Genomic DNA, 26,215 nt, shown 5'->3' with positions numbered 1-26,215 from the left:
GCTGCGCGGTACCCGCTGGCCGCGGACGGCATGGCCCCGGCCAGGGCAGCGCCTCGGGGCTTAGCCGCCGAATTCATCGCCCAGTTCAAGCGCCCGCTGCTCGGCGGCGCGCATGGCGGCCTCGAAGCTCGCGCCCATGCCCGCGGCCTCCATGGACTGCAGCGCCGCGTAGGTGGTGCCGCCTTTGGAGGTGACGCGCTGGCGCAGCACGGCGGGCGGCTCGTCGGAGCGGCGCGCCAGCTCCGATGCGCCCACGAACGTGCCCACGGCCAGCTGGTGCGCCTGCTGCTGCGACAGCCCCATGCCGACGCCCGCGCGGGTCATGGCTTCCAGGAAGTAAAAGACATACGCCGGGCCCGAACCCGACAGCGCCGTGACCGCGTCGAGCTGCTTTTCGCTTTCCACCCACAGGAATTCCCCGGTGGACGCCATGATGGACTCGACCTGCACGCGGGCGGCCGCGTCCACGGCGGGGCGGGCATACAGCGCGCTCATGCCCTTGCCCACCAGCGCCGGCGTGTTGGGCATGGTGCGCACGATGCGTTCGGTGCCCAGCCATTGGGCGATGCTGTCCGAGCGGATGCCGGCGGCCACGCTCAGGTGCAGCGCGTCCTGCGTGTGGGCCCGGGCCTGGGCGGCCGCGTCCTTGAAGGTCTGGGGCTTGACGGCCCAGACCACGATGCGGGCGCGCTGCAGGGCGGGGCCGGCTTCGGGCTGGGCCTCGATCCCGTAGTTCTTGCGCAGCGCCTCGCGCGCTTCGGGCCAGGGCTCGACCACTTCGATGTCGCGGGCGGGGTGGCCCTGGTGGATCAGCCCGCCAATGATGGCGCTGGCCATGTTGCCACCGCCGATGAAGGCGATGACGGGCAGGGAGGTGGGAGCGGCGGTGGTGTTCATGTCGGGCAGGCGGAGGGAATCAAAAGCTGGCAGTTTAGGGAATCTCGGCGGCCAGCCATTGGAGCGCGACGCCGTGGGTGGCCGCGGTGCCGGGCGGGAGCGTGTCAGCGCGGCGGCGAAGGACCAGCGCGCAGGGCCCTTCGCCGCGCGAGGCCAGCCGCTCGCGCAGCGCCTGGGCGGCGGGCGGTTCTGCCGCGCCGGGGGCGCTGGCCGCGCGCTCGGGGCTCTGCAGCCACAGCAGCGTGCTGCCCAGCGGGAGCCGCGCGGTGCGGATTCCGCCTGCGCTGGCCAGGGTGGCGGCCTGCGCCTGCGCGCCCAGCAGGGCCTGGTAGCGCGCCAGGGTGGCATCCAGGTCGTGCACGGCCACCGTCAGCGCCGCAGCGCCCTCTGCGCCGTTGGGGTGGACCCGGGCGGCGCCTTCGGGCACGCGCAGGGCCCGGGGGGTGATGTCGCCGCACAGGAAGGGAACGTCCGGCGTGGCGTGGCGCGCGGTCTGCCAGCGAAGCTGCGCGCCGTCGGGCCGCAGCCGGCCGCCGTCGACCGGGGCGGCGCCCGATGCGCGCCTGCACCGCGGCGTGCAGCGCCTGCAGGCCGAGCAGGGCATCCCCGACCAGCGCCACGTCGGTGCGGTAGTTGGTGCCGATGGTCATCGCATCCACGTCAAGGTGCAGGATGGTGACCTTGCGGGACGGCATCTGCCAGTGCTCGGTGGTGGTGGAGCCCGCGCGCGCGCCGATGAACAGGACGAGGTCGGCCTGCGCCACCACGGCGCGGGTGGCATCGATCCCGCCATTGGTGCCGACCACGCCCGCGTTCAGCGGGTGCGTGTCGGCCAGGCTGCCCTGGCCGCTCACGCTGGTGCAGACCGGCGCGTTGAGCAGCGTGGCCAGGGCGTCGAGCGCCGCGCTGGCGCCAGCGATCACCACGCCGCCGCCGCAGATGAGCACGGGCGACGTGGCCGCCACGAGGCGGTCGGCGGCCTCGTCCACCGCCGCGGGGTCGGGTGCCGAGCGGTGGGCGGGAAACTGGCCATGCCCTGGCTGCGCCCACACCTCCGCGGGGTCGATGGCATGTTTTTGCACGTCGTAGGGCAGGCAGATGTGGGCCGCGCCGGGGCGGCCCGTGGTCATGGCACGGAAAGCACTGCGCACGGCATGCGGAATCTGGTCCACCCGGTCGATGGTGGTGTTCCATTTGGTCAGGGGGCGGTAGAGCGCCTGCTGGTCGAGTTCGGTCAGCGGGAATTTGCCGCGCGCGCCCACCGACACATCCGAGGTGATGCCCAGCACCGCCACGGAGGACTCGTTGGCCTCCACCAGCCCGGGCAGCAGGTAGGTGGCGCCCCCGCCGCTGGGGCCCTCGCACACACCCACCTTGCCGGTCACGCGGGCGTAGGCGTCGGCCATGTAGCCGGCGCTGCGCTCGTCGCGGGTAAGGATGTGGTCGATGCCGTGGTCCAGGCGCGCCAGGGCGTCATAGAACGGCAGGCTGGTGTCGCCGCATAGGCCGAAGATGTGCTTCACGCCGTTGTGCTGCAGCATGCGCACCATCGCATCGGCGCCATTGAAAGGGGTCGTCATGTCGGAGGGCCTTCGTCGGGTTGGGTGATTCGCGAGAATTCATTTAAGTATACCTAAATGAATTCTGAAAGAGCGCGTGCACAATACACCCCCATGACAGCTCCCATTGCCAAGATTCGCCGCGAGAGAGGTTCCAGCGTCTACAACACGCTGCGGCACATGGCGATTGCCTACCAGTTCAAGCCCGGAGAGCGCCTGAGCGAAATCGAGCTGGCCGAGCGCCTGGGCGTGAGCCGCACGCCCGTGCGCGAGGCCCTGGGGCGGCTGGTGACGGAAGGGTTCCTGCAGCCGGCCACGCGGGGCTACATGCGCCGCCCGCTCGACGTGCAGGAAACGCTGGACCTGTATGAAGCGCGCGTGGCGATCGAGCGCGAATGCATGCGGCTGGCGATCGAGCGGGCAACGGACGCCCAGGTGGAAGAGGCCTGTTCCTACCTGGAGGAGAGCCGGCGCGTTCCCGCCGCGGCTGCGGTGCAGCGGCTGGTGGAGCTGGACGAGGGCTTTCACATGCGCATCGCGGACATGGCGGGCAATTCCGAATTGCGGCGCATGCTGCTGAGCGTCAATGAACGCATCCGGTTCATCCGCTGGATTGACATGGAAAACGTCGGGCGCGATTCCACCCAGCATGAGCACCAGGACATCCTGCAAGCCCTGCGCGCGCGGGACCCGGCCCTGAGCGAGCGTCTGCTGTCCGCGCACATCGCATTGCGGCGCGACCAGATCGTGGACGCGATCACGCGGGGGCTGGCGCGCATCTACCTGCCGCAGGAGCAGGCGCAGCCGCCCGGGGCCATGCCGCCCGCGGCCTGAAGGCGGTGAGCCTGCCTATGCGGCCGTGGTCTGCCGCACGGCGTGTTCCCAGTTCGCCATCAGCTCCTGCGCGCGCGCGCTGCCCAGCGTGGGGACGAAGCGGCGGTCGGCGCGCCACAGCTGCGAGAGTTCGTCCGTGCTGCGGTACACGCCGCTCGACAGCCCCGCCAGATAGGCTGCACCGAGGGCCGTGGTTTCGATGACGGCCGGGCGCACCACCGGGATGCCCAGCAGGTCGGCCTGGAACTGCATCAGCAGGTCGTTGATGCAGGCGCCGCCGTCCACGCGCAGTTCGCTGACCGGTGCGCCGCCGGCGACCACGGCATCGCGGCTCATGGCCAGGAGCAGGGCGGCGCTCTGGTAGGCGATGCTTTCCAGCGCTGCGCGGGCGATGTGGCCCAGCGTGGTGCCGCGCGTGAGGCCCGTGATGGTGCCGCGCGAATCGGGCTTCCAGTACGGGGCGCCCAGGCCCGTGAAGGCGGGCACCATCATCACGCCGCCCGAGTCGGGCACGCTCTGCGCCAGCGACTCGACCTCGTTGCTGGTGGAGATGGCGCGCAGGCCGTCGCGCAGCCACTGCACCACGGCGCCGCCCACGAAGACACTGCCCTCCATGGCGTATTCGGGCGCCGTGCCTGCCTGCGCCGCGCTGGTGGTGAGCAGGCCGTTCTGGCTGGTCTGGAACACGCCGCCCGTGTGCATCAGCATGAAGCAGCCGGTGCCGTAGGTGTTCTTGGCCATGCCGGCCGTGAAGCAGGCCTGGCCGAACAGCGCGCTTTGCTGGTCGCCCGCCACGCCGCCGATGCGGATGGAGTGGCCCAGCAGGTCGGGGGCGATGTCGCCAAAGTGGGCGCTCGACGGCAGCACTGCGGGCATCAGCGCCCTGGGAATGCGCAGCAGCGCCAGCAGCTCGTCGTCCCACTGGTTGGTGTGCACATTGAAGAGCATGGTGCGCGAGGCGTTGCTCACGTCCGTCACATGCACCTGGCCATGGGTGAGTTTCCACATCAGCCAGCTGTCCACCGTGCCAAAGGCCAGGTCGCCGCGCTCGGCGGCTTCGCGCGCACCGGGGACATGGTCCAGCAGCCACTGCAGCTTGGTGCCCGAGAAGTAGGCGTCCACCAGCAGCCCGGTCTTGGCCTGGATGGTGGCTGCGTGGCCTTGTTCGCGCAGCTGTGCGCAGGCGGGTTCGGCACGCCGGTCCTGCCAAACGATGGCGTGGTGCACGGGCTGGCCGGTCCTGCGGTTCCACAGCACCGTGGTCTCGCGCTGGTTGGTGATGCCCACCGCGCGCACGGCGCTCGCTGCTATGCCCGCCTTGGCAAGCGCATCGCGTGCCGTGGCCAGCTGGGTGCGCCAGATCTCCAGCGGGTCATGCTCGACCCAGCCGGGCTGGGGGTAGATCTGCGGCAGCTCCAGCTGCGCCTGCGCCACGATGTGGCCGCCTTCGTCAAAAACGATGCTGCGGGAGCTGGAGGTGCCTTGGTCGAGGGCGAGCAGGTAGGTCATGGTGACGAGGGGCTCCGAAATGTATGAATCCACGTAGTGTCCACGGCGGTCGATCAGCGCGCGGCCCAGGCCAGCGGACGCCGAGCAAGGGCCGCCCCGCAGCGAGGGCGTCGTCCCCCACCGGGGGAAGGCGCCGCAGGCGACTCAGGGGGGCCTTCTGTCATGCAGCGACCGTGCAGATGACCTCGGCGTCCTGGAGCAATACGGGAAAGGGCTCGGGCGGTGGCGCATCGGTGAACAGGCGGTCGATCTGCTGCAGCGTGGCCAGCTGCACCATGGCCGGGCGGTTGAACTTGCTGTGGTCGGCCGCCAGCCAGACCTCGCGCGACTGCTCGATGATGGTTTGCGCCACCTTCACCTCGCGGTAGTCGAAGTCGCGCAGCGAGCCGTCTGGCTCGACGCCCGAGATGCCGATGAGCGCGATGTCCACCTTGAACTGGCGGATGAAGTCCACCGCCGCCTCGCCCACGATGCCGCGGTCGCGCGCGCGCACCACGCCGCCGGCCACGATGACCTCGCACTCGGGGTTGCCGCTCAGGATGGCAGCCACGTTCAGGTTGTTGGTGATCACGCGCAGGCCGCGGTGGTGCAGCAGCGCCTTGGCGATGGCTTCCGTGGTCGTGCCGATGTTCAGGATCAGCGAGCAGTCGTTGGGCACCTGTTCGGCCACGGCGCGCGCTATGCGTGCCTTGCCTTCGGCATGCAGCGTCTCGCGCTGGGTGTGGGCCAGGTTCTCCACCGTGGAGCTGGGCACGCGCACGCCGCCATGGAAGCGCGTGAGCAGGCCGGACTCGGCCAGGCGCTGCACATCGCGGCGCACGGTCTGCAGCGTCACGCCCAGCGTGTCGGCCAGTTGTTCGACCGTGGCGGACTTGCGCGCGCGGACTTCTTCGAGAAGCAGCAGTTGTCGGGGGTTCGTATTCACGCGAATCAATGGTCTGAGGATTGGAGATACTTTAAATCGAACAAAAAGGAACCTGTTAAGGGTAAACCTTGATTCAATACGATCAAAAAAGAACAAAAATGAACGCAATCGAAAACGAGGCGTTTTGCTGCGTGCGCGGCAGGGAGCCAGATCCACCCGGCCCTCAGGGGCCCATTAGAAAGGTTGCGTGATGCAGCTGGCACTGGACAGCATCAGCAAGAAGGTTGGTCCGCAGACCTGGCTCCATGACATGAGCCTGGCGCTGCACAGCGGCGCCGTGACGGTGCTGCTGGGCGCCACGCAGGCAGGCAAGACCAGCCTCATGCGCATCATGGCCGGGCTGGACACGCCGACCGCGGGCCGCGTGACGGTCGATGGCGTGGATGTGACCGGCATGCCCGTGCGCGACCGCAACGTGGCCATGGTGTACCAGCAGTTCATCAACTACCCCTCGATGAAGGTGGCGGCCAACATTGCGTCGCCGCTCAAGCTGCGCGGCGAAAAGAACATCGACGCCCGGGTGCGCGAGATCGCCAGCCGCCTGCACATCGACATGTTCCTGGACCGCTATCCTGCCGAGCTGTCGGGCGGGCAACAGCAGCGCGTGGCGCTGGCCCGCGCCCTGGCCAAGGGTGCGCCCCTGATGCTGCTGGACGAACCCCTGGTGAACCTGGACTACAAGCTGCGCGAAGAGCTGCGTGAAGAACTGACGCAGCTGTTTGCTGCCGGCCAGTCCACGGTGGTCTATGCGACCACCGAGCCGGGCGAGGCCCTGCTGCTGGGCGGCTACACCGCCGTGCTGGACGAGGGGCAGCTGCTGCAGTACGGCCCGACGGCGGAGGTGTTCCATGCGCCCAACTCGCTGCGCGTGGCGCGTGCCTTCAGCGACCCGCCCATGAACCTGATCGCCGCATCGGCAACCCCGCGTGGCGTGCGCCTGGAGGGCGGCGTGGAGCTGGCCGTGCCGCTGCCGCAGGGTGTGGCCACGGCCGCGGGGCTCACCGTGGGCGTGCGCGCCAGCGCGCTGCGCGTACATGCCCGCCCTGATGACATCAGCGTGGGGGGCGTGGTGGAGCTGGCCGAGATTTCCGGGTCCGACACTTTCGTGCACGCCACGACGCCCTGGGGTGACCTGGTCGCCCAGCTGACGGGGGTGCATTACTTCGAACTGGGCACGCCCCTCACGCTGCATCTGGACCCGGCGCAGGCCTATGTGTTTGGCGCTGACGGCCGGCTGGCATGGGCGCCCGCGCGCCAGGGAGGGCGCTGAAATGGCTCGCATTAGTCTGGATCTGGCGCATTCCTACAAGCCCAACCCGCAGCAGGACAGCGATTACGCGCTGCTGCCGCTCAAGATGGAGTTCGAGGACGGCGGTGCCTATGCGCTGCTCGGCCCCTCGGGCTGTGGCAAGACCACCATGCTCAACATCATGTCGGGCCTGCTCGTGCCCTCGCACGGCAAGGTGCTGTTCGATGGCCGCGACGTGACGCGCGCCAGCCCGCAGGAGCGCAACATTGCGCAGGTGTTCCAGTTCCCCGTGATCTACGACACCATGACGGTGGCCGAGAACCTGGCCTTCCCGCTGCGCAACCGCAAGGTGCCCGAAGACCAGATCAGGCAGCGCGTGGGCGTGATCGCCGAGATGCTGGAGATGAGCGGGCAGCTCAACCAGCGCGCGGCCGGCCTCGCGGCCGATGCCAAGCAGAAGATATCGCTGGGCCGTGGCCTGGTGCGCGCCGATGTGGCGGCCGTGCTGTTCGACGAGCCGCTCACGGTGATCGACCCGCACCTCAAGTGGCAGCTGCGGCGCAAGCTCAAGCAGATCCACCACGAACTCAAGCTCACGCTGATCTATGTGACGCACGACCAGGTCGAGGCACTGACCTTTGCCGACCAGGTGGTGGTGATGACGCGCGGCAAGGCGGTGCAGGTGGGCTCGGCCGACGCGCTGTTCGAGCGGCCCGCACACGTGTTTGTGGGCCACTTCATCGGCTCGCCCGGCATGAACTTCCTGCCCGCCCAGCGCGATGGAGCCGCGTTGTCGGTGGCGGGCCACCGCCTGGCCGCGCCGGTGGACCGCGCCCTGCCCGAAGGTATGTTGCAGGTGGGCGTGCGGCCCGAGTACCTGGCCCTGGCCGAGCCCGGCCAAGCCGGTGCGTTGCCCTGCACGGTGGTGCAGGTGCAGGACATCGGTACCTACCTGATGCTGACCGCCAAGGTGGGTGAGCACACGCTCAAGGCGCGCTTCAGCCCGGAAGCACGGCTGCCTTCCGCGGGGGATGCCGTCTGGCTGCAGGTGCTCGGTGAGCACACGTGCTTCTATCAAAACGAGGAGCTGCTGGCATGAGCACCACCACCAAGCCCGTGAACCAGAAGGCCTGGTTCCTGATCCTTCCGGTCATCATCTGCGTGGCTTTCTCGGCCATCCTTCCGTTAATGACGGTGGTCAATTACTCCGTGCAGGACATCATCTCGCCCGAGCGGCGCGTGTTCGTGGGCACCGAGTGGTTCGCCGCCGTGATGCGCGACGAGGAGCTGCACGCCGCGCTGTGGCGCCAGATCACGTTCTCGCTGGCCGTGCTGGCGGTGGAGATCCCGTTGGGCATCCTGCTCGCGCTGTCCATGCCCGCGCAGGGGTGGAAGTCGTCCGCCGTGCTGGTGGTGGTGGCGCTGTCGCTGCTGATTCCCTGGAACGTGGTAGGCACCATCTGGCAGATCTATGGCCGCGCGGATATCGGCCTCATGGGGCGCCTGCTGCAGGAGGCGGGCATCGAGTACAGCTACACCGGCAACGCCGCGCATGCGTGGCTCACGGTGCTGCTGATGGACGTGTGGCACTGGACGCCGCTGGTGGCGCTGCTCGCCTTCGCCGGCCTGCGCTCCATTCCTGATGCGTACTACCAGGCCGCCCGCATCGACGGCGCCAGCAAGTTCGCGGTGTTCCGCTACATCCAGCTGCCCAAGATGCGTGGCGTGCTCATGATCGCGGTGCTGCTGCGCTTCATGGACAGCTTCATGATCTACACCGAGCCCTTCGTGCTCACGGGTGGCGGGCCGGGCAATGCCACCACCTTCCTGAGCCAGTACCTGACGACCAAGGCCGTGGGCCAGTTCGACCTGGGCCCCGCCGCAGCGTTCTCGCTGATCTATTTCTTCATCATCCTGCTGCTGTGCTTCATCCTCTACAACTGGATGCAGCGCGTGGGCACCGCCAGCAACGAAGGGGCCGGCCATGAATGAAAAACGCTTCCACAAGCGGTCGGTGTTCCTGATCGCCTACCTGGTCTTCGCCGTGCTGCCCATCTACTGGATGGTCAACATGAGCTTCAAGACCAACGCGGAGATCCTCTCGACGTTCTCGTTCTTTCCCCAGAACTTCACGTGGGACAACTACAAGACCATCTTCACCGACGAGTCCTGGTACTCGGGTTACATCAACAGCCTGATCTACGTGGCCATCAACACGGCGATATCGCTGACCGTGGCGCTGCCGGCGGCCTATGCGTTCTCGCGCTACCAGTTCCTGGGCGACAAGCATGTGTTCTTCTGGCTGCTGACCAACCGCATGACGCCGCCGGCCGTGTTTTTGCTGCCGTTCTTCCAGCTCTACACCACCGTGGGGCTGATGGACACGCACATTGCCGTGGCGCTGGCGCACCTCTTGTTCAACGTGCCGCTGGCGGTGTGGATCCTGGAAGGCTTCATGAGCGGCATTCCGCGCGAGATCGACGAGACGGCCTATATCGATGGCTACAGCTTTCCGCGGTTTTTCATGACGATCTTCCTGCCGCTGATCAAGGCCGGCGTGGGCGTGGCGGCGTTCTTCTGTTTCATGTTCAGTTGGGTGGAGTTGCTGCTGGCGCGCACGCTGACCAGCGTGAATGCCAAGCCCATCGTGGCCACCATGACGCGCACGGTGAGCGCGAGCGGCATGGACTGGGCCACGCTGGCCGCCGCCGGCGTGCTGACCATCGTGCCGGGTGCCATCGTGATCTGGTTTGTTCGGCACTACATCGCGAAGGGTTTCGCGATGGGCCGGGTTTGAGGAGATATCGCCATGTTTGAGTGGATGGCTTGGACGCTGCCCGTGGCGGTGTTCTTCATTTGCATCGTACTGATGCTGATTGGCATGACGGTGTGGGAGATCAAGTCGCCCACGACGATGCGCAAGGGCTTTTTGCCGCTGGAGACGACGCGCGGTGATCGGCTGTTTATTGGGCTGTTGTCAGCGGCCTACGTGAATCTGATTTTTGTGGGCATCAGCGGCAAGCTGGCCCAGTGGTTCAGCCTTCAGGGCGATCCTTCGATCTGGATCAGCTTCGTGCTGTCGATGGCGCTGCTGGCGCTGATCCTGCGCAAGGGGTAGCGCGTTCGCAGGCAGCTTTCATTCCGTTGGTTCCCGTCGCGCGGCTCAACCCTTCCCCGGAGCCGGGCGACCCTTGCATCCAAAAGGGGAGATGACTATGAGGAGACAGGCACTATGAAGACGCGGTACACAGCGCTGGCATTGGCAGTTGCGGTCATGACGGGCCAGGCCGCCATGGCGGGCGAGGCGGAAGCCAAGAAGTGGATTGACAGCGAGTTCCAGCCCTCCACGCTGAGCAAGGACCAGCAGATGGCCGAGATGAAGTGGTTCATCGATGCGGCCAAGAAGCTGCAGGCCAAGGGCGTGAAGGAAATCTCGGTGGTGTCTGAAACCATCACCACCCACGAATACGAATCCAAGACGCTGGCCAAGGCGTTCGAGGAAATCACGGGCATCAAGGTCAAGCACGACCTGATCCAGGAAGGCGACGTGGTCGAGAAGCTGCAGACCTCCATGCAGTCCGGCAAGTCGATCTATGACGGCTGGATCTCGGATTCGGACCTGATCGGTACGCACTACCGCTACGGCAAGATCATGAGCCTGACCGACTACATGGGCGGCGCGGGCAAGGAATTCACCAACCCCGGCATCGACCTCAAGGACTACATCGGTACCAAGTTCACGACCGGCCCGGACGGAAAGATGTACCAGCTGCCCGACCAGCAGTTCGCCAACCTGTACTGGTTCCGCGCCGACCTGTTCGACCGCAAGGACATCAAGGACAAGTTCAAGGCCAAGTACGGCTACGACCTGGGCGTGCCGCTCAACTGGAGCGCCTATGAGGACATCGCCGAGTTCTTCACCAACGACGTGAAGAACATCGACGGCAAGCCCATCTATGGCCACATGGACTACGGCAAGAAGGACCCTTCGCTGGGCTGGCGCTTCACGGATGCATGGCTGTCCATGGCGGGTACGGCGGACATTGGCGCGCCCAACGGCCTGCCGATCGACGAATGGGGCATCCGCGTGGCCGACGACAAGTGCACGCCCGTGGGCGCCTCGGTGGCCCGTGGCGGCGCTACCAACTCGCCTGCGGCGGTCTACGCGCTGACCAAGTACGTGGACTGGATGAAGAAGTACGCGCCCAAGGAAGCCACGGGCATGACCTTCGGCGAAGCCGGCCCCGTGCCCGCCCAGGGCCAGATCGCCCAGCAGATCTTCTGGTACACCGCCTTCACGGCCGACATGACCAAGCCCGGCCTGCCTGTGGTGAATGCCGACGGTACGCCCAAGTGGCGCATGGCCCCCGGCCCGAACGGCCCGTACTGGAAGCAGGGCATGCAGAACGGCTACCAGGACGTGGGCAGCTGGACCTTCTTCAAGGACCACGACGCCAACAAGACCGCCGCTGCCTGGCTCTACGCCCAGTTCGTGACGGCCAAGACCACGTCGCTCAAGAAGACCATCGTGGGCCTGACCCCGATCCGCGAGAGCGACATCCAGTCCAAGGCCATGACCGACATGGCGCCCAAGCTGGGCGGCCTGGTGGAGTTCTATCGCAGTCCCGCCCGCGTGGCATGGTCGCCCACCGGCACCAACGTGCCTGACTACCCCAAGCTGGCACAGCTGTGGTGGAAGAACGTGGCCCAGGCCGTCACGGGTGAAAAGACGCCCCAGGGCGCCATGGACACGCTGGCCGACGAAATGGACCAGGTGATGGCCCGCCTGGAACGTGCCGGCATGGCGCATTGCGCCCCCAAGCTCAATCCGAAGAGCGACAACGCCAAGTGGCTGAGCGACAAGCAGGCGCCTTGGGCCAAGCTGGCCAATGAGAAGCCGAAGGGCCAGACGATTGCGTACGGCACGCTGCTGCAGGCTTGGAAGGACGGCAAGGCACGTTGAGACCCTGAAGCGGTCGCTTCTTGACGACTGATGCCACCGGCAGCCAGGGCTCACAAGGTCTCTGGCTGCTTTTTTACTCCATGCCGCCCCCCGGAGTTCCTTCCCCTTGGGCGGTTTCTCATCCCGGAAGTGCCAAGAATTCAAGGGTAAACCCTTAATTCTTGTTCCGCCCATGGACAATCACCCCATGACCATCGCCACTGCCCCCCTTCCTACGCGACGCGCCGACCTGCTGGCCCGTCTGGCCCAGCCGCACCACTACGACCTTGCCGTGATTGGTGGCGGGGCGACGGGGCTGGGAGTCGCTCTGGATGCTGCGGCGCGCGGTTTCAGCGTGGTCCTGGTGGACTCGCACGACTTCGCCAAGGGGACCTCGTCCCGTGCCACCAAGCTGGTGCATGGCGGTGTCCGCTACCTGGCCCAGGGCAACATCGCGCTGGTGCGCGAAGCGCTGCACGAGCGCACGACCTTGCTGCACAACGCGCCGCATCTGGCCCAGCCCCTGCCTTTCGTGATGCCCTCGTACCGTTTCTGGGAGACGCCTTTTTATGGCATCGGGCTCATGATGTACGACGCCCTGGCCGGAAAAGCCGGACTGGGTGCCACCCAGTTCCTGGGCCGTGCGCGCACCCTGGAATGCCTGCCCACGGCCCGGACGGAGGGGCTCAAGGGAGGGGTCAAGTACTGGGACGGGCAGTTCGACGATGCCCGGCTGGCCCTGGCGCTGGCGCGGACGGCGGCGGGTCTGGGCGCCCTGGTGGTCAACTACTGTCCTGCGCGGGCCCTGGTCCATGAGGCGGGAAAGGTGGCGGGCCTTGTCTGCGAGGACGCCGACAGCGGCCAGCAGTTCACGGTTCGCGCCCGCACCGTGGTGAATGCCACCGGCGTGTGGGTGGATGCCCTGCGCCAGATGGACGGCGAGGCCATTGGCCGCCCCGTCAAGCCGATCGTGGCGCCAAGCCAGGGTGTGCACATCGTGGTGGATCGCGAGTTCCTTCCCTCCGACCATGCCCTCATGGTGCCCAAGACGGCCGATGGCCGGGTTCTGTTTGCAGTGCCCTGGCTGGGCAAGCTCATTCTGGGGACGACGGACAGCCCGCGCCAGGACATCGTGCGGGAGCCGGAGCCTTTCCACGAGGAAGTCCAGTTCATCCTGGAAGAATCGGCGCGCTACCTCACCCGCGCCCCCAAGATCGGGGACATCCGCAGCATCTGGGTGGGCCTGCGTCCCTTGGTGAAGCCGCAGGACGACGATGGCGACAACACCAAGAAAATCAGCCGCGAGCACACCGTCCTGGCCAGCCGCAGCGGCCTGATCACCGTGACCGGTGGCAAATGGACCACCTACCGCGCCATGGCTGAAGATGTGTTGCAAAAATGCTTCACCACGGGCCTGCTGCCCGAAAAACCCGCGGGCGTGACCAATCATTTGCCCCTGGTGGGAACGCCCCCGGGGCCTGTGCGGCACCGTATCAGCGATGCCCAGGGGCTGCACTCCTATGGCAGCGAAGCGGCGGCCGTTCAGGAAATGCCGGGTGCACAGACGGATCTGGGCGGCGGCCTGACGGAGGCGATGGTGCGGTTCGCTGCGCGGCATGAATACGCCCGCACGGTGGAAGATGTGCTGGCGCGCCGCTGCAGGCTGCTGTTCCTCGATGCCCGCAAGGCCATTGAACTGGCGCCCGCCGTCGCTGGCCTCCTGCAGGAGGAACTGGGTTCGGACCCTCGTCTCGGCGACTTTCTGGCGCTGGCGCAACAGTATCTGCACGCCCCTGGCTGATGCGGCGCTTGACTTTCCTGAAGTCCTTTGCAATAATCGAGGGCTTCGCGTTTCCTACGTGAAGTTTCTGCCCAGCGGGAAGTGCTGCAAATGGTTTGCGGTGCGGACGACGGGCCCAAGACTGACTGGCTGATCCGCAGCCCTTGAGAAGTTCTCTGGGGCTGTTGTCTTCTGGTGCAAGTTGGGAATATTGAAATGATCCAGACAGAATCTCGGTTAGAGGTTGCCGACAATACCGGCGCTAAGTCCGTCCTTTGCATCAAGGTGCTGGGTGGTTCCAAGCGTCGCTATGCAAGCGTTGGCGACATCATCAAGGTGAGCATCAAAGAAGCCGCTCCACGTGGCCGCGTCAAAAAAGGCGAGGTTTACAGTGCGGTGGTCGTTCGTACGGCGAAGGGTATTCGCCGTGGCGACGGTTCGCTCGTCAAATTCGATGGCAACGCTGCAGTGTTGCTGAACGCAAAGTTGGAGCCTATCGGCACCCGCATCTTTGGACCCGTGACGCGTGAACTGCGTACCGAGAAGTTCATGAAGATCGTGTCCCTGGCTCCTGAAGTTCTCTAAGGACGCGCCATGAACAAGATTCGCAAGGGCGACGAAGTCATCGTGCTGACCGGCCGTGACAAGGGCAAGCGTGGCACGGTGTCGCTGCGCAAGGATGACTCCCACCTCGTCATCGACGGCATCAACCTCGTCAAGAAGCACGCCAAGCCAAACCCCATGAAGGGTACGACGGGCGGCATCGTTGAAAAGGCCATGCCGATTCACCAGTCCAATGTGGCCATCTTCAATGCCGCGACCGGCAAGGCTGATCGCGTGGGCATCAAGGTGCAGGCTGACGGCACGCGCGTTCGCGTGTTCAAGTCCAGCGGCGCTGAAATCAAGGCGGCCTAAGGGGTAAACATGGCACGACTCCAAGAAATTTACCGCGACAAGATCGCTCCCGAACTGACCAAGCAGTTCGGTTACACCTCGCCGATGCAGGTTCCCCGTCTGACCAAGATCACCCTGAACATGGGCGTGAGCGAGGCAGTCTCGGACAAGAAGGTGATGGACAACGCCGTGGCCGACCTGACCAAGATTGCTGGTCAGAAGCCCGTGGTGACCAAGGCCAAGAAGGCTATCGCCGGTTTCAAGATCCGCGAAGGCCAGGCCATCGGTTGCATGGTCACGCTGCGCGGCGTGCAGATGTATGAGTTCCTGGACCGTTTCGTGACCGTGGCTCTGCCCCGCGTTCGTGACTTCCGTGGTATCTCCGGCCGCGCTTTCGACGGCCGCGGCAACTACAACATCGGCGTCAAGGAACAGATCATTTTCCCTGAAATCGAGTACGACAAGGTGGATGCCTTGCGCGGTCTCAATATCAGCATCACCACGACGGCCAAGTCGGACGAAGAAGCCAAGGCTCTCCTCGCTGGTTTCCGTTTCCCGTTCAAGAACTGAGGCGAAGCATGGCTAAAGTAGCTTTGATCCAGCGCGAACTGAAGCGCGAAAAACTGGCAGCCAAGTACGCAACCAAGTATGCGGAACTGAAGGCAATCGCTGGCGATGCCAAGCGCAGCGACGAAGAGCGCGATGCAGCCCGCCTGGGCCTGCAAAAGCTCCCCCGCAATGCCAACCCGACGCGTCAGCGCAACCGTTGCGAAATCACCGGTCGTCCACGCGGCACCTTCCGTCAATTCGGTCTGGCTCGCGCCAAGATCCGTGAACTGGCTTTTGCAGGCGACATCCCTGGTGTCACCAAGGCCAGCTGGTAAGCAGGCAGGAGAGATTAAACATGAGCATGAGTGATCCCATCGCTGACTTGCTGACCCGCATCCGTAATGCACAGATGGTCGCCAAGGCCACGGTTCTGGTGCCTTCTTCCAAAGTGAAGATTGCCATCGCCCAGGTGCTGAAGGACGAAGGTTATATCGACGGCTTCCAGGTGAAAACCGAAGCTGGCAAGTCGGAACTCGAAATTGCCCTGAAGTACTACGCAGGCCGTCCCGTGATTGAGCGCATCGAGCGCGTCAGCCGCCCCGGACTGCGTGTCTACAAAGGCCGTGATTCCATTCCACAAGTCATGAACGGTCTGGGTGTGGCAATTGTCACGACGCCCAAGGGCGTGATGACCGATCGCAAGGCGCGCGCTACCGGTGTCGGTGGCGAAGTGCTCTGCTATGTGGCCTAACCCGCGGCATTGAGGAGAAACTGAAATGTCCCGAGTAGGAAAAATGCCCGTGACCATCCCCGCTGGCGTGGATGTGTCCGTGAAAGATGACCAGATCTCTGTCAAGGGTTCTGGTGGCGCCCTCTCGCTCGCACAGAATGTGCTGGTGAAGGTGTCGAGCAATGAAGGCAAGCTGAGCTTTGCGCCTGTCAACGACTCCCGCGAAGCCAATGCCATGAGCGGCACGATTCGCCAGTTGGTCAACAACATGGTGGTCGGTGTCAGCAAGGGCTTTGAAAAGAAGCTGAGCCTGGTGGGTGTGGGTTACAAGGCTGCGGCTTCCGGTTCCAAGCTGAACCTGGCTGTGGGCTATTCGCACCCGGTCAATATCGAAATGCCCGCTGGCATCACGGTCGCAACCCCCACGCCCACGGAAGTGGTGATCAAGGGTGCTGACCGCCAGCGTGTGGGGCAAATCGCTGCTGAGATCCGTGCTGTTCGTCCACCCGAGCCCTACAAGGGCAAGGGTATCCGCTATGCGGACGAAAAGATCACGATCAAAGAGACCAAGAAGAAATAAGGAGCTGCAACATGTTGACCAAGAAAGAGCAGCGTCTTCGTCGTTCGCGCCAGACCCGCATCCGCATTGCACAGCAAGGCGTGGCGCGTCTCACCGTGAACCGTACGAACCTCCATATCTACGCCAGTGTGATCTCCGGCGACGGCAGCAAGGTGCTGGCAAGTGCATCGACGGCAGAAGCCGACGTGCGCAAGTCGCTCGGCGGTTCGGGCAAGGGTGGCAATGCCGCTGCAGCCCAGATCATCGGCAAGCGCATCGCTGAAAAAGCGAAGGCTGCGGGTGTCGAGAAGGTTGCATTTGATCGCGCAGGCTTTGCCTACCACGGTCGCGTCAAGGCCCTGGCCGACGCAGCCCGTGAAGCCGGCCTGCAGTTCTAAGCGGAGCGAATAAAAAATGGCTAAATTTCAACCCAAAGTGCAGAGCGAAGGTCAGGACGACGGTCTGCGCGAAAAAATGATCGCGGTCAACCGCGTGACCAAAGTCGTGAAGGGCGGCCGTATCCTCGGCTTCGCCGCACTGACGGTGGTTGGCGACGGTGACGGCCGTGTTGGCATGGGCAAGGGCAAGTCCAAGGAAGTGCCTGCTGCCGTGCAAAAGGCGATGGAAGAAGCCCGCCGCAACATGGTCAAGGTATCGCTCAAGAATGGCACCATCTACCACAACGTGACGGGCCACCATGGCGCTGCTGTCGTGATGATGGCTCCCGCTCCCAAGGGTACCGGCATCATTGCTGGCGGCCCCATGCGCGCCGTTTTCGAAGTGCTGGGCGTGACGGACATCGTGGCCAAGAGCCATGGTTCCTCCAACCCCTACAACATGGTCCGTGCCACTTTTGATGCGCTCGTCAATTCGACCACTCCGTCGAATGTGGCAGCCAAGCGCGGCAAGACGGTCGAAGACATCTTCGCCTGAATCGGAGCCTGAAAATGACAACGCAACAAACCGTCAAGATTCAATTGGTGCGCAGCCCTATCGGCACCAAGGAATCGCACCGCGCCACCGTCCGTGGCCTGGGCCTGCGCAAGCTCAACAGCGTGAGCGAACTGCAGGACTCGCCCGAAGTGCGCGGCATGATTAACAAGATCAGCTATCTGGTCAAAGTCCTCTGAGAGATAGATCATGGAACTCAATAGCATCAAGCCCGCAGACGGTGCCAAGCATGCCAAGCGCCGTGTAGGCCGTGGTATCGGCTCCGGCCTGGGCAAGACCGCTGGCCGTGGTCACAAGGGTCAGAAGTCGCGCGCCGGTGGCTACCACAAGGTGGGCTTCGAAGGCGGTCAAATGCCTCTGCAACGTCGCTTGCCCAAGCGCGGCTTCAAGTCGCACCTGCTCAAGTTCAATGCAGAAGTGACGCTGACGGCGCTCGATCAGCTCGGCCTGGCCGAAGTGGACGTGCTGGCACTCAAGCAAGCTGGCCTCGTGGGCGAGCTGGCCAAGGTGGTCAAGGTCATCAAGAGCGGTTCCCTCACCAAGGCTGTCAAGCTCAATGGCGTGGGCGCTACGGCAGGTGCCAAGGCAGCGATCGAAGCTGCTGGCGGCAGCGTCGCCTGAGTGTGGCTCTGAAGGAAGGCATCTGTGGCTACTAGCGCGGCTCAAATTGCAAAGACCGGCAAGTTCGGCGACCTGCGTCGCCGTCTGGTTTTTCTGTTGCTTGCGCTGGTCGTGTATCGCATAGGGGCTCATATCCCTGTGCCTGGTATCGATCCAGCCCAACTCCAGCAGCTGTTCAGTGGCCAGCAAGGCGGCATCCTGAACCTGTTCAACATGTTCTCGGGTGGTGCGCTGTCGCGTTTCACGGTCTTCGCTCTGGGGATCATGCCGTACATCTCGGCATCGATCATCATGCAGCTGATGACTTACGTGATTCCCACGTTCGAGCAGTTGAAGAAGGAAGGCGAAGCCGGTCGCAGGAAGATCACGCAGTACACCCGCTACGGAACGTTGGGCCTGGCCCTGTTCCAGTCGCTGGGTATTGCCGTCGCGCTGGAAAGCTCCGCAGGTCTGGTGCTGAGCCCTGGTTTCGGGTTCCGCATGACCGCCGTCGTCAGCCTGACCGCCGGCACGATGTTCCTGATGTGGCTGGGTGAGCAGATCACTGAACGTGGTTTGGGCAACGGTATCTCGATCCTGATCTTTGCAGGTATCGCAGCCGGATTGCCCAGCTCCATCGGTGGTCTCCTTGAACTGGTTCGTACGGGTGCCATGAGCATCCTGGCCGCCATCTTCATCGTCCTCGTGGTCGGTCTGGTGACCTACTTCGTGGTGTTTGTGGAGCGTGGTCAGCGCAAGATTCTGGTGAACTACGCCCGTCGGCAGGTAGGTAACAAGGTCTACGGCGGCCAGTCGTCGCACTTGCCCCTCAAGCTGAACATGGCTGGCGTGATTCCTCCGATCTTTGCCTCGTCGATCATCCTGTTGCCCGCCACGGTGGTGAACTGGTTCAGTGCAGGCGAGTCGATGCGCTGGTTGAAGGACATCTCGGGTGCGTTGACTCCTGGTCAGCCCATCTATGTGATGTTCTACGCTGCCGCGATTGTGTTCTTCTGCTTTTTCTATACGGCACTGGTGTTCAACAGCCGTGAGACTGCAGATAACCTGAAGAAGAGCGGTGCGTTCATTCCAGGCATCCGGCCCGGTGAGCAGACGGCCCGTTATATCGACAAGATCCTGGTTCGCCTGACCTTGGCAGGCGCTGTGTACATCACCTTCGTGTGCTTGCTGCCAGAGTTCCTGATCTTGAAGTACAACGTTCCGTTCTACTTTGGTGGGACATCGCTGCTGATCATTGTGGTGGTGACCATGGACTTCATGGCCCAGGTTCAGAACTACATGATGTCGCAACAGTACGAATCGCTGCTCAAGAAAGCCAATTTCAAGGGCAACGCAGGCGGTTGATGATGATGAAGGAAGGCAGTTGATCGCATAGCGGCGACTGCCTGCAGAACTGGATATCGGTTGAGTTGGCGCCCCACGATTTTTCGCGGGCACAAATTGTGTTCCGTGCGAAACAGCCGGGACGGATGGAAAAGTTTTAGGAGAATGCAATGAGAGTTTCGGCTTCGGTCAAAAAAATCTGCCGCAACTGCAAGATCATCCGCCGCAAGGGTGTGGTGCGCGTGATCTGCACGGATCTGCGTCACAAGCAGCGCCAAGGTTGATTGGAAAGTATTAGAGGACGCATATGGCACGTATCGCTGGCATTAATATTCCGCCGCACAAGCACGCGGAAATCGGTTTGACCGCCATTTTTGGCATTGGTCGCACCCGCGCTCGCAAGATCTGCGAAGCAACTGGTATCGCTTACTCCAAGAAGATCAAGGATCTGACGGATGGCGATCTGGAAAAAATTCGCGAGCAAATCGAGCAGTTCACCATTGAAGGTGACCTGCGCCGCGAAACCACGATGAACATCAAGCGCTTGATGGACATCGGCTGCTATCGTGGCTTCCGCCATCGCCGCGGTCTGCCAATGCGTGGTCAGCGCACCCGTACCAATGCACGCACTCGCAAGGGTCCGCGCAAGGGTGCAGCTGCACTGAAGAAATAAAGAGATTGAAAGATCATCATGGCTAAGTCTCCTGCCAATAACGCAGCTCAGCGCGTTCGCAAGAAGGTCCGGAAGAATGTTTCGGACGGCATTGCACACGTGCACGCCTCGTTCAACAACACCATCATCACGATCACCGATCGCCAGGGCAATGCCCTGTCGTGGGCATCGTCCGGTGGCCAAGGTTTCAAGGGCTCGCGCAAGTCCACTCCCTTCGCGGCCCAAGTGGCTTCGGAAGTGGCTGGCCGCGCTGCCATCGACCAAGGCATCAAGAACCTTGACGTTGAAATCAAGGGTCCTGGCCCAGGCCGTGAATCCTCGGTGCGCGCTCTGGGCGCCCTGGGCATTCGCATCACGTCCATCTCCGATGTGACCCCCGTGCCTCACAACGGCTGCCGCCCTCAAAAGCGCCGTCGTATCTAATCTCTCTCTAAGCCCACCGCCGCCTGTGAACGCGCAAGCGCCTCAGGCGGCTCCCGCAATGGTTTGCGGTAGATGACACAAAGGAAGCTCAAGTGGCACGTTACCTCGGCCCCAAGGCCAAACTCTCCCGCCGTGAAGGCACGGACCTGTTCCTCAAGAGCGCACGTCGCTCGATTGCCGACAAGTCCAAGTTCGACTCCAAGCCAGGCCAGCACGGCCGCACCTCCGGTGCCCGCACGTCCGACTACGGCCTGCAACTGCGTGAAAAGCAGAAGGTCAAGCGCATGTACGGCGTGCTGGAAAAGCAGTTCCGCCGCTACTTCGAAGCCGCCGAAGGCAAGAAGGGCAATACCGGCGCCAATCTGCTGTTCCTGTTGGAATCCCGTCTCGACAACGTGGTGTACCGCATGGGCTTCGGCTCGACCCGCGCCGAAGCGCGCCAGCTGGTCTCGCACAAGGCGATCACGGTGAACGGCAAGTCCGTGAACATCGCTTCCTACCTCGTGAAGACGGGCGATGTGGTGGCCGTGCGTGAAAAGTCCAAGAAACAGAACCGCATTGTTGAAGCCCTGCAATTGGCTGCCCAGGTCGGCATGCCTGCGTGGGTGGAAGTGAACGCCGAGAAGGCCGAAGGCATCTTCAAGAAGGTGCCGGACCGTGATGAGTTTGGCGCCGACATCAACGAATCCCTGATCGTTGAGTTGTACTCGCGCTAATCGCTCGGTACATATTTCAAGAAAACCGTCCCTGAACCGCGAGGCATCGCGGTTTAGGCGCTTCACCAGCCTTACCGGTGTAACGAGCTGGGGGTATTGAGAGGAAGTCTGAATGCAAACCAATTTGCTGAAACCCAAGGCGATCAATGTCGAGCAGCTTGGCCACAACCGTGCCAAGGTCGCGCTGGAGCCGTTCGAGCGTGGGTACGGCCACACGCTGGGTAACGCCATTCGGCGTGTCCTGCTCTCGTCCATGGTGGGTTACGCAGCGACGGAAGTCACCATTGCAGGCGTTCTGCATGAGTACTCGTCCATTGACGGCGTTCAGGAAGATGTGGTCAACATCCTGTTGAACCTCAAGGGCGTGGTGTTCAAGCTCCACAACCGTGATGAAGTCACGCTGAGCCTGCGCAAGGATGGCGAAGGTGTGGTTACCGCACGCGATATCCAGACCCCTCACGACGTGGAAATCGTCAACCCTGACCACGTGATCGCGAATCTGTCGGCCGGCGGTAAGCTGGACATGCAGATCAAGGTCGAGAAGGGCCGTGGCTACGTGCCCGGCAGCCTGCGCCGCTATGCCGACGAGTCGACCAAGTCGATTGGCCGGATCGTGCTGGATGCATCGTTCTCCCCTGTGAAGCGCGTGAGCTACACGGTGGAAAGCGCTCGCGTGGAGCAGCGTACCGACCTGGACAAGCTGGTTGTCGAGATCGAGACCAATGGTGCCATCACTGCCGAAGACGCAGTGCGCGCATCGGCCAAGATCCTGGTGGAACAGCTGGCGGTGTTCGCGCAGCTGGAAGGTGGCGAGCTGGCTGCGTTCGACGCACCGGCAGGCCCGCGCGGCAATGCCACATTCGATCCGATCCTGCTGCGTCCTGTGGACGAGCTGGAACTGACCGTGCGTTCCGCCAACTGCCTGAAGGCCGAGAACATCTACTACATCGGTGACCTGATCCAGCGCACCGAGAATGAGCTGCTCAAGACGCCTAACCTGGGTCGCAAGTCGCTCAACGAAATCAAGGAAGTACTCGCATCGCGTGGTCTCACGTTGGGCATGAAGCTTGAGAACTGGCCACCAGCCGGTCTGGACAAGCGTTAAGTTATAATTCTGGGTTCCCCGAATCGCGGGAACCCGGTTTTTGGTTCCCTTGGATGGGAACAGTGCCTCGGGCAGTACCTTACACGGCTGCCTGATTTAATTTTAAATAAGGAAAAAGCACCATGCGTCACGGTCACGGCCTCCGCAAACTCAACCGCACCAGCTCGCACCGCCTTGCGATGCTGCAGAACATGATGAACTCGCTCATCGAGCACGAAGTCATCAAGACCACCGTCCCCAAGGCCAAGGAACTGCGCCGTGTGATCGAACCCATGATCACCCTGGCCAAGGAAGACTCCGTTGCCAACCGCCGCCTGGCCTTCAACCGCCTGCGCGACCGTGACAGCGTGACCAAGCTGTTCAACGACCTGGGCCCCCGCTTCAAGGTGCGTCCTGGTGGCTACACCCGCATCCTCAAGATGGGTTTCCGTGTGGGCGACAATGCACCCATGGCCCTGGTTGAATTGGTGGATCGTGCTGCAGAAACCGAAAATAATTCGGCAGCAGCTGAATAATAGGGTATAATTTATTTCTTGCCGCGCGATGGAGCAGTCTGGTAGCTCGTTGGGCTCATAACCCAAAGGTCGGAGGTTCAAATCCTTCTCGCGCAACCAATATGTAGCGGTCTCCGCTCACAGAAAACGCCCACTTCACCGTGGGCGTTTTTGTTTGTGCCCTTCCATTGCAGTGAGCGGCTTTCCTCTTTGGTGGGGTGTGCATTCCAGGAGGCCTCTTCCATGGATGCAGGTTTTCTGTCCCCGGCCCTGCTGGTGGCGCTCATGGCCTATACCGTTGGTGTTGCAAGCCCTGGCCCCAGCAATCTGGCGATCATGGCGGCCGCCATGTCGCATGGACGGAGGCGTGCCATGGCCCTGGCTGCCGGGGTGGTCCTCGGCTCGGTGTTTTTGGGTGTGGCCGCTGCACTGGGCATGTCGGCACTCATGCGCAGCTATTCATGGTCCTTGCTCGTCCTGAAGGTGCTGGGCGGCATCTACATGCTCTGGCTGGCCTGGAAGGCGGCGCGTGCCGCATTCACGCCGAATGCCCTGCACGAGGCCTCCGACACCACGGGCCGCGACCACCTCCAGGCTTTTCGGCGCGGCCTGGCGATGCACATGACCAACCCCAAGGCCGTCTTCGTGTGGCTTTCCATCGTCGCTCTCGGCGTGCCCGCCGGCGCCGGACGCAGCCATGCCCTGGCGGTCGTGGCGTGTTGCGCCGGCATCGGAGCTTGTATCTTCATGGGCTATGCCCTGGCATTTTCGACACCGTTGGCACGTGCGGCATACGCCCGCATCCATCGCGCATTCAATGCGCTGCTGGCTGGAGTCTTCGTGTACGCAGGCATCCGGCTGCTGCTGACCCGCTCAGCCGTGAGCTGACGGATCACCGTGCCAGCAGGCAAGTCCGCCCAGACGGCGAAACTCCTGGGTCTTGGTGCCACAGCTGCACGCGGTTGACGGCAGGCTCGGCAGGAGAAGATGGAATTCCTGGGGGCATGGATGATGATCCAGGCCCCGCAGGCAAATCGCCCCTTCAGGCCGGTATTGCCTGACGCCGGATGAACCGCCCGGCCCGCGCGCCCGTGGCACGACCAGCCGCGGTGTAGCTCAGCACGCCGTTGACCCAAACCTGCTCGATCCCCTCGCTGAACTGCACGGGTTGTTCGTAGCTCGCGGTATCGCGCACGCGCGCCGGGTCGAACACCACGATATCGGCCATGCAGCCGGCTTCCAGCCGCCCGCGCTCGCCGATGCGAAAACGCTGGGCCGACAGGCCGGTCATCTTGTGGATGGCTTCCTCCAGGCGCAGCAGGCCCTTCTCGCGCCAGTAGCAGGCCAGCACACGCGGGAAGGCGCCCCACAGGCGGGGATGCGGCCGCTCGTCATGGGGCAGGCCGTCCGAGCCGATCATGGACAAGGGGTGGGCAATCACGCGCTCTACATCGTCCTCGCGCATCTGGAAGTAGCAGGCACCGCCGGGCTGCAGCCGGTCGCAGGCCGCCTGCTCGGTCGTGTCCCATTCCCGCGCGATGTCCTTGAGGTAACGGCCCACCATTTCCGGGTGTGGCTGGCTGCCGGTGATCAGGATGTCGATCACACCGTCTACCAGGTCGGTGCGCAGCACCGTCGAACCCGCGGTGTAGGGGTACACGTCCAGGCTGATGGGCTGGCCCTTTGCGAGGGACTCGATCAGCGGCAGCGTCTCGCGCGTGCGGCCCCAGTTCGAGGCGCCGGCGCACTTGTGGTGCGACAGCACCAGCGGCAGCCCGGCATGGCGCGCCGTGAGCGCCGCCTCCTGCAGCGCCGGGAGGATGCCGGCGAGTTCGTCGCGGATGTGGGTGGCGTACACGCCGCCATTGCGCGCAGCCACGCTGGCCAGTTCGGTCAGCTCGGTGAGGTCGGCCGCGTAGGCTTCCTTGTAGAACACGCCCGATGACAGGCCCAGCGCGCCCGCGTCCATGGCCTCCTGCATGTCGACCGCCATGGCGGCGCGCTCGCTGGCCGTGGCCGCACGGCCCAGCTCGGGCAGGTGGCGCATGCGCAGGGCCGTGTGGCCCAGCAGCGCGGCCACGTTCACCCCGGGCCGCGCGGCATCCACGGCGCGCGCATAGTCGGCCATGCGCGCGTGGCGGAACTGGTGCTGGCCCAGCAGCGACAGCGGTGCGGCCGGTGCGGCCGTCACCATGGGCGACAGCGAGATGCCGCAGTTGCCCACGATCACCGTGGTCACGCCCTGCGACAGCTTGGGCAGCATGTCGGGCGCATCCAGCGCCGCCGCATCGTCGTGCGTGTGCACGTCGATGAAGCCCGGTGCGATCACGCGGTCCGTGCAGTCCACGGTGCTGACGGCCAGGCCTGACAGCAGCGCCGGGTCGATCGTGCCCGTTGGCGCCAGTGCCACGATGCGCTCCCCGGCCATCAGCAGGTCGCCCGTCCAGCCGGGGCGGTCCGTGCCGTCGATGATCGTTCCGTTCCTCAGCAGGGTCGCTTGCGTTGCTGCCATCAGTGTTCTTTCTTGCCCGGCTTGTTGTGCATGGCCGGTCCATGGTCCATGGCGCCGGCATACTCGGCGCTGTCGAATCCGTGCTTGTGCAGCAGGGCCTTGAATTGCTGCAGGCCCCGCGTGGCCACCGGCCCCAGCTGCTGCGCCAGGCGCACCATCAGGATCTCGATCACCACCAGGTGGGCCAGGTAGGCCTCGGTGCCCACGCGCATCACCGCGTCCTGCGGCACCGACACCGCCAGCACCAGGTCGGCGGTTTCGGCCAGTGGCGTGCCCGGCTGGGTGAGGGCCACCACGGTGGCCCCTTGCGAGCGCGCGAACTTGGCCGCCTCCACCGTGTAGGGCATGCGCCCCACGTGCGAGATGACGAAGGCTACGCCCTCTGGCCCCAGCGTGCTGGCCGAGACCAGTTGCTGGTGCGCGTCGAAGATCGCGTTGGCCGTGAGGCCCAGGCGGAACAGCCGGCTCTGCAGCTCGCTGGCCGTGAAGGTCGACGCCGCACCCACCGAGTAGCAGTCGATGCGCCGCGCCTTGGCGAGCTTGGCGGCCACCTGGTCGATCACGTCCACGTCGATGCGCCGGCCCAGCTCGGTCAGCGAGGAGACGGCCGCATGGATGATCTTGCTGGAGACATCCTGCGCCGTGTCCTCGGCCAGCACGCTGCGGTGCAGGTAGGAGCCCGAGACCGCCAGGTCCTGCGCCAGCGCCAGCATGAACTCGCGCACCGAGTCGTAGCCGAAGCTGCGGCAGGTGCGCACGATGGTCGGCATGGACACGCCCGCCTGCTGCGCCAACTGCTCCACCGTGGCCGCCACGGCAGCGCGCGGGTCTTCGAGCACGGCACGCACCACGCTGCGCTGCGCATCGGGCAGGCTGTCCTGGCGCTCGCGCAGTTGCTGCAGCAGGCCCGGCGTGGGGCTGGGCGGCTGGGTGGAGGACGATGGCGAAGGAGGCAGGCTGCTGTTCATGC

Annotated in this window: 32 protein-coding genes, 1 tRNA gene and 1 pseudogene; 27 read left to right on the top strand and 7 right to left on the bottom strand. The window is 64.2% G+C overall.

All coding sequences use genetic code 11. The features are described from left to right. Nucleotides 1-60 precede the first annotated feature (60 nt). The 3 genes and pseudogenes from proC to AC1RCS_RS13270 all read right to left on the bottom strand — a co-directional run. A complete protein-coding gene (gene proC, locus AC1RCS_RS13280) occupies nt 61-897 on the bottom strand; it encodes a pyrroline-5-carboxylate reductase (RefSeq protein WP_218296815.1) in 837 nt (278 codons plus the stop codon). Between the two features lie 34 nt (nt 898-931). Beyond that, nucleotides 932-1,423 carry a VOC family protein gene (locus tag AC1RCS_RS13275; protein ID WP_492245123.1) on the bottom strand — a complete coding sequence of 164 codons (492 nt, stop codon included), beginning with the start codon at nt 1,421-1,423 and terminating at the stop codon, nt 932-934. Continuing rightward, a pseudogene (locus AC1RCS_RS13270) lies at nt 1,350-2,477 on the bottom strand (thiamine pyrophosphate-binding protein); the annotation flags it as partial. The pseudogene AC1RCS_RS13270 and the gene AC1RCS_RS13275, both read right to left, overlap by 74 nt. Nucleotides 2,478-2,570: 93 nt before the next feature. Here AC1RCS_RS13270 and AC1RCS_RS13265 point away from each other — a divergent pair. Continuing rightward, nucleotides 2,571-3,290 (top strand): GntR family transcriptional regulator, encoded by a 720-nt coding sequence (locus AC1RCS_RS13265; protein ID WP_492245054.1) that lies wholly within the window; start codon nt 2,571-2,573, stop codon nt 3,288-3,290. Between the two features lie 15 nt (nt 3,291-3,305). Here the strand turns inward: AC1RCS_RS13265 and glpK are convergent, their stop codons facing one another. Both glpK and AC1RCS_RS13255 read right to left on the bottom strand, forming a co-directional pair. Then, nucleotides 3,306-4,799: a glycerol kinase GlpK gene (gene glpK, locus AC1RCS_RS13260; RefSeq protein ID WP_218296820.1), complete on the bottom strand. Its 1,494-nt coding sequence runs from the start codon at nt 4,797-4,799 to the stop codon at nt 3,306-3,308. Nucleotides 4,800-4,959: 160 nt separating this feature from the next. Next, nucleotides 4,960-5,724: a DeoR/GlpR family DNA-binding transcription regulator gene (locus AC1RCS_RS13255; protein WP_218296821.1), complete on the bottom strand. Its 765-nt coding sequence runs from the start codon at nt 5,722-5,724 to the stop codon at nt 4,960-4,962. 190 nt (nt 5,725-5,914) lie between these two features. Here AC1RCS_RS13255 and AC1RCS_RS13250 point away from each other — a divergent pair, with 190 nt between their 5' ends. The 26 genes from AC1RCS_RS13250 to AC1RCS_RS13125 all read left to right on the top strand — a co-directional run bounded on the left by AC1RCS_RS13250 (nt 5,915) and on the right by AC1RCS_RS13125 (nt 23,621). After that, a complete protein-coding gene (locus AC1RCS_RS13250; protein ID WP_218296822.1) occupies nt 5,915-6,994 on the top strand; it encodes an ABC transporter ATP-binding protein in 1,080 nt (359 codons plus the stop codon). Between the two features lies 1 nt (nt 6,995). After that, nucleotides 6,996-8,072 (top strand): ABC transporter ATP-binding protein, encoded by a 1,077-nt coding sequence (locus AC1RCS_RS13245; RefSeq protein ID WP_492245055.1) that lies wholly within the window; start codon nt 6,996-6,998, stop codon nt 8,070-8,072. After that, nucleotides 8,069-8,965: a carbohydrate ABC transporter permease gene (locus tag AC1RCS_RS13240; protein WP_218296824.1), complete on the top strand. Its 897-nt coding sequence runs from the start codon at nt 8,069-8,071 to the stop codon at nt 8,963-8,965. Before AC1RCS_RS13245 ends, AC1RCS_RS13240 begins: the two co-directional genes overlap by 4 nt. Next, nucleotides 8,958-9,770 (top strand): carbohydrate ABC transporter permease, encoded by an 813-nt coding sequence (locus tag AC1RCS_RS13235; RefSeq protein WP_218296825.1) that lies wholly within the window; start codon nt 8,958-8,960, stop codon nt 9,768-9,770. The genes AC1RCS_RS13240 and AC1RCS_RS13235 overlap by 8 nt, the downstream gene beginning before the upstream one ends. A gap of 12 nt (nt 9,771-9,782) precedes the next feature. Beyond that, the gene (locus AC1RCS_RS13230) at nt 9,783-10,091 is read left to right on the top strand and encodes a DUF2160 domain-containing protein (protein ID WP_218296826.1); all 309 of its coding nucleotides are present in this window, start codon (nt 9,783-9,785) and stop codon (nt 10,089-10,091) included. A 114-nt stretch (nt 10,092-10,205) separates the two neighbouring features. After that, the gene (locus AC1RCS_RS13225; RefSeq protein WP_218296827.1) at nt 10,206-11,936 is read left to right on the top strand and encodes an ABC transporter substrate-binding protein; all 1,731 of its coding nucleotides are present in this window, start codon (nt 10,206-10,208) and stop codon (nt 11,934-11,936) included. A gap of 187 nt (nt 11,937-12,123) precedes the next feature. Then, the gene (locus tag AC1RCS_RS13220; RefSeq protein WP_492245056.1) at nt 12,124-13,716 is read left to right on the top strand and encodes a glycerol-3-phosphate dehydrogenase/oxidase; all 1,593 of its coding nucleotides are present in this window, start codon (nt 12,124-12,126) and stop codon (nt 13,714-13,716) included. Nucleotides 13,717-13,911: 195 nt separating this feature from the next. Continuing rightward, on the top strand, nt 13,912-14,280 hold the full coding sequence (rplN, locus tag AC1RCS_RS13215) for a 50S ribosomal protein L14 (protein ID WP_007861702.1): 369 nt from the start codon (nt 13,912-13,914) through the stop codon (nt 14,278-14,280). A gap of 9 nt (nt 14,281-14,289) precedes the next feature. Then, nucleotides 14,290-14,610: a 50S ribosomal protein L24 gene (gene rplX, locus AC1RCS_RS13210; RefSeq protein ID WP_184860255.1), complete on the top strand. Its 321-nt coding sequence runs from the start codon at nt 14,290-14,292 to the stop codon at nt 14,608-14,610. 9 nt (nt 14,611-14,619) lie between these two features. Then, nucleotides 14,620-15,159: a 50S ribosomal protein L5 gene (gene rplE, locus AC1RCS_RS13205; protein ID WP_005793632.1), complete on the top strand. Its 540-nt coding sequence runs from the start codon at nt 14,620-14,622 to the stop codon at nt 15,157-15,159. A gap of 8 nt (nt 15,160-15,167) precedes the next feature. Next, entirely contained in the window at nt 15,168-15,473 is a 306-nt protein-coding gene (gene rpsN, locus AC1RCS_RS13200; protein WP_007861712.1) for a 30S ribosomal protein S14, read from the top strand. Nucleotides 15,474-15,493: 20 nt separating this feature from the next. Beyond that, on the top strand, nt 15,494-15,889 hold the full coding sequence (rpsH, locus tag AC1RCS_RS13195) for a 30S ribosomal protein S8 (RefSeq protein WP_008906523.1): 396 nt from the start codon (nt 15,494-15,496) through the stop codon (nt 15,887-15,889). A 25-nt stretch (nt 15,890-15,914) separates the two neighbouring features. Next, on the top strand, nt 15,915-16,448 hold the full coding sequence (gene rplF / locus AC1RCS_RS13190) for a 50S ribosomal protein L6 (protein WP_218296829.1): 534 nt from the start codon (nt 15,915-15,917) through the stop codon (nt 16,446-16,448). 11 nt (nt 16,449-16,459) lie between these two features. Then, on the top strand, nt 16,460-16,825 hold the full coding sequence (gene rplR / locus AC1RCS_RS13185) for a 50S ribosomal protein L18 (protein ID WP_005793639.1): 366 nt from the start codon (nt 16,460-16,462) through the stop codon (nt 16,823-16,825). 16 nt (nt 16,826-16,841) lie between these two features. Continuing rightward, on the top strand, nt 16,842-17,360 hold the full coding sequence (gene rpsE / locus AC1RCS_RS13180) for a 30S ribosomal protein S5 (protein ID WP_218296830.1): 519 nt from the start codon (nt 16,842-16,844) through the stop codon (nt 17,358-17,360). Between the two features lie 14 nt (nt 17,361-17,374). Continuing rightward, a complete protein-coding gene (gene rpmD / locus AC1RCS_RS13175) occupies nt 17,375-17,557 on the top strand; it encodes a 50S ribosomal protein L30 (protein ID WP_007861725.1) in 183 nt (60 codons plus the stop codon). Nucleotides 17,558-17,567: 10 nt separating this feature from the next. Beyond that, complete coding sequence (rplO, locus tag AC1RCS_RS13170) at nt 17,568-17,999, top strand: 50S ribosomal protein L15 (protein WP_055395677.1); 432 nt, start codon at nt 17,568-17,570, stop codon at nt 17,997-17,999. 24 nt (nt 18,000-18,023) lie between these two features. Then, nucleotides 18,024-19,343, top strand: coding sequence for a preprotein translocase subunit SecY (gene secY, locus AC1RCS_RS13165; protein WP_218296831.1), 1,320 nt, complete (start codon nt 18,024-18,026; stop codon nt 19,341-19,343). Between the two features lie 149 nt (nt 19,344-19,492). After that, nucleotides 19,493-19,606 carry a 50S ribosomal protein L36 gene (rpmJ, locus tag AC1RCS_RS13160; protein WP_005793651.1) on the top strand — a complete coding sequence of 38 codons (114 nt, stop codon included), beginning with the start codon at nt 19,493-19,495 and terminating at the stop codon, nt 19,604-19,606. A gap of 23 nt (nt 19,607-19,629) precedes the next feature. After that, nucleotides 19,630-19,995, top strand: a complete 366-nt coding sequence (gene rpsM / locus AC1RCS_RS13155; RefSeq protein ID WP_008906516.1) for a 30S ribosomal protein S13 — start codon at nt 19,630-19,632, stop codon at nt 19,993-19,995. Between the two features lie 18 nt (nt 19,996-20,013). Then, nucleotides 20,014-20,418 carry a 30S ribosomal protein S11 gene (rpsK, locus tag AC1RCS_RS13150; RefSeq protein WP_005793662.1) on the top strand — a complete coding sequence of 135 codons (405 nt, stop codon included), beginning with the start codon at nt 20,014-20,016 and terminating at the stop codon, nt 20,416-20,418. Between the two features lie 92 nt (nt 20,419-20,510). Beyond that, nucleotides 20,511-21,134 carry a 30S ribosomal protein S4 gene (gene rpsD, locus AC1RCS_RS13145; protein WP_218296832.1) on the top strand — a complete coding sequence of 208 codons (624 nt, stop codon included), beginning with the start codon at nt 20,511-20,513 and terminating at the stop codon, nt 21,132-21,134. Nucleotides 21,135-21,246: 112 nt separating this feature from the next. Next, nucleotides 21,247-22,239: a DNA-directed RNA polymerase subunit alpha gene (locus AC1RCS_RS13140; RefSeq protein WP_008906514.1), complete on the top strand. Its 993-nt coding sequence runs from the start codon at nt 21,247-21,249 to the stop codon at nt 22,237-22,239. A gap of 122 nt (nt 22,240-22,361) precedes the next feature. Continuing rightward, nucleotides 22,362-22,754 (top strand): 50S ribosomal protein L17, encoded by a 393-nt coding sequence (rplQ, locus tag AC1RCS_RS13135; RefSeq protein WP_008906513.1) that lies wholly within the window; start codon nt 22,362-22,364, stop codon nt 22,752-22,754. A gap of 22 nt (nt 22,755-22,776) precedes the next feature. Continuing rightward, nucleotides 22,777-22,853: transfer RNA gene (locus AC1RCS_RS13130), tRNA-Met, on the top strand. 165 nt (nt 22,854-23,018) lie between these two features. After that, nucleotides 23,019-23,621, top strand: a complete 603-nt coding sequence (locus AC1RCS_RS13125; protein ID WP_492255474.1) for a LysE family translocator — start codon at nt 23,019-23,021, stop codon at nt 23,619-23,621. Nucleotides 23,622-23,775: 154 nt separating this feature from the next. Here AC1RCS_RS13125 and AC1RCS_RS13120 read toward each other — a convergent pair whose 3' ends face one another. Further along, nucleotides 23,776-25,245, bottom strand: a complete 1,470-nt coding sequence (locus tag AC1RCS_RS13120; RefSeq protein ID WP_492245058.1) for an N-acyl-D-amino-acid deacylase family protein — start codon at nt 25,243-25,245, stop codon at nt 23,776-23,778. Beyond that, nucleotides 25,245-26,213 carry a MurR/RpiR family transcriptional regulator gene (locus AC1RCS_RS13115; RefSeq protein WP_218296835.1) on the bottom strand — a complete coding sequence of 323 codons (969 nt, stop codon included), beginning with the start codon at nt 26,211-26,213 and terminating at the stop codon, nt 25,245-25,247. The genes AC1RCS_RS13120 and AC1RCS_RS13115 overlap by 1 nt, the downstream gene beginning before the upstream one ends. Nucleotides 26,214-26,215 lie beyond the last annotated feature (2 nt).

It is taken from the genome of Acidovorax sp. GW823-FHT01C06 (genome assembly GCF_058798375.1).
Note: the sequence above shows the minus strand (reverse complement) of the source record. Positions and strands in the feature narration are given on the sequence as shown.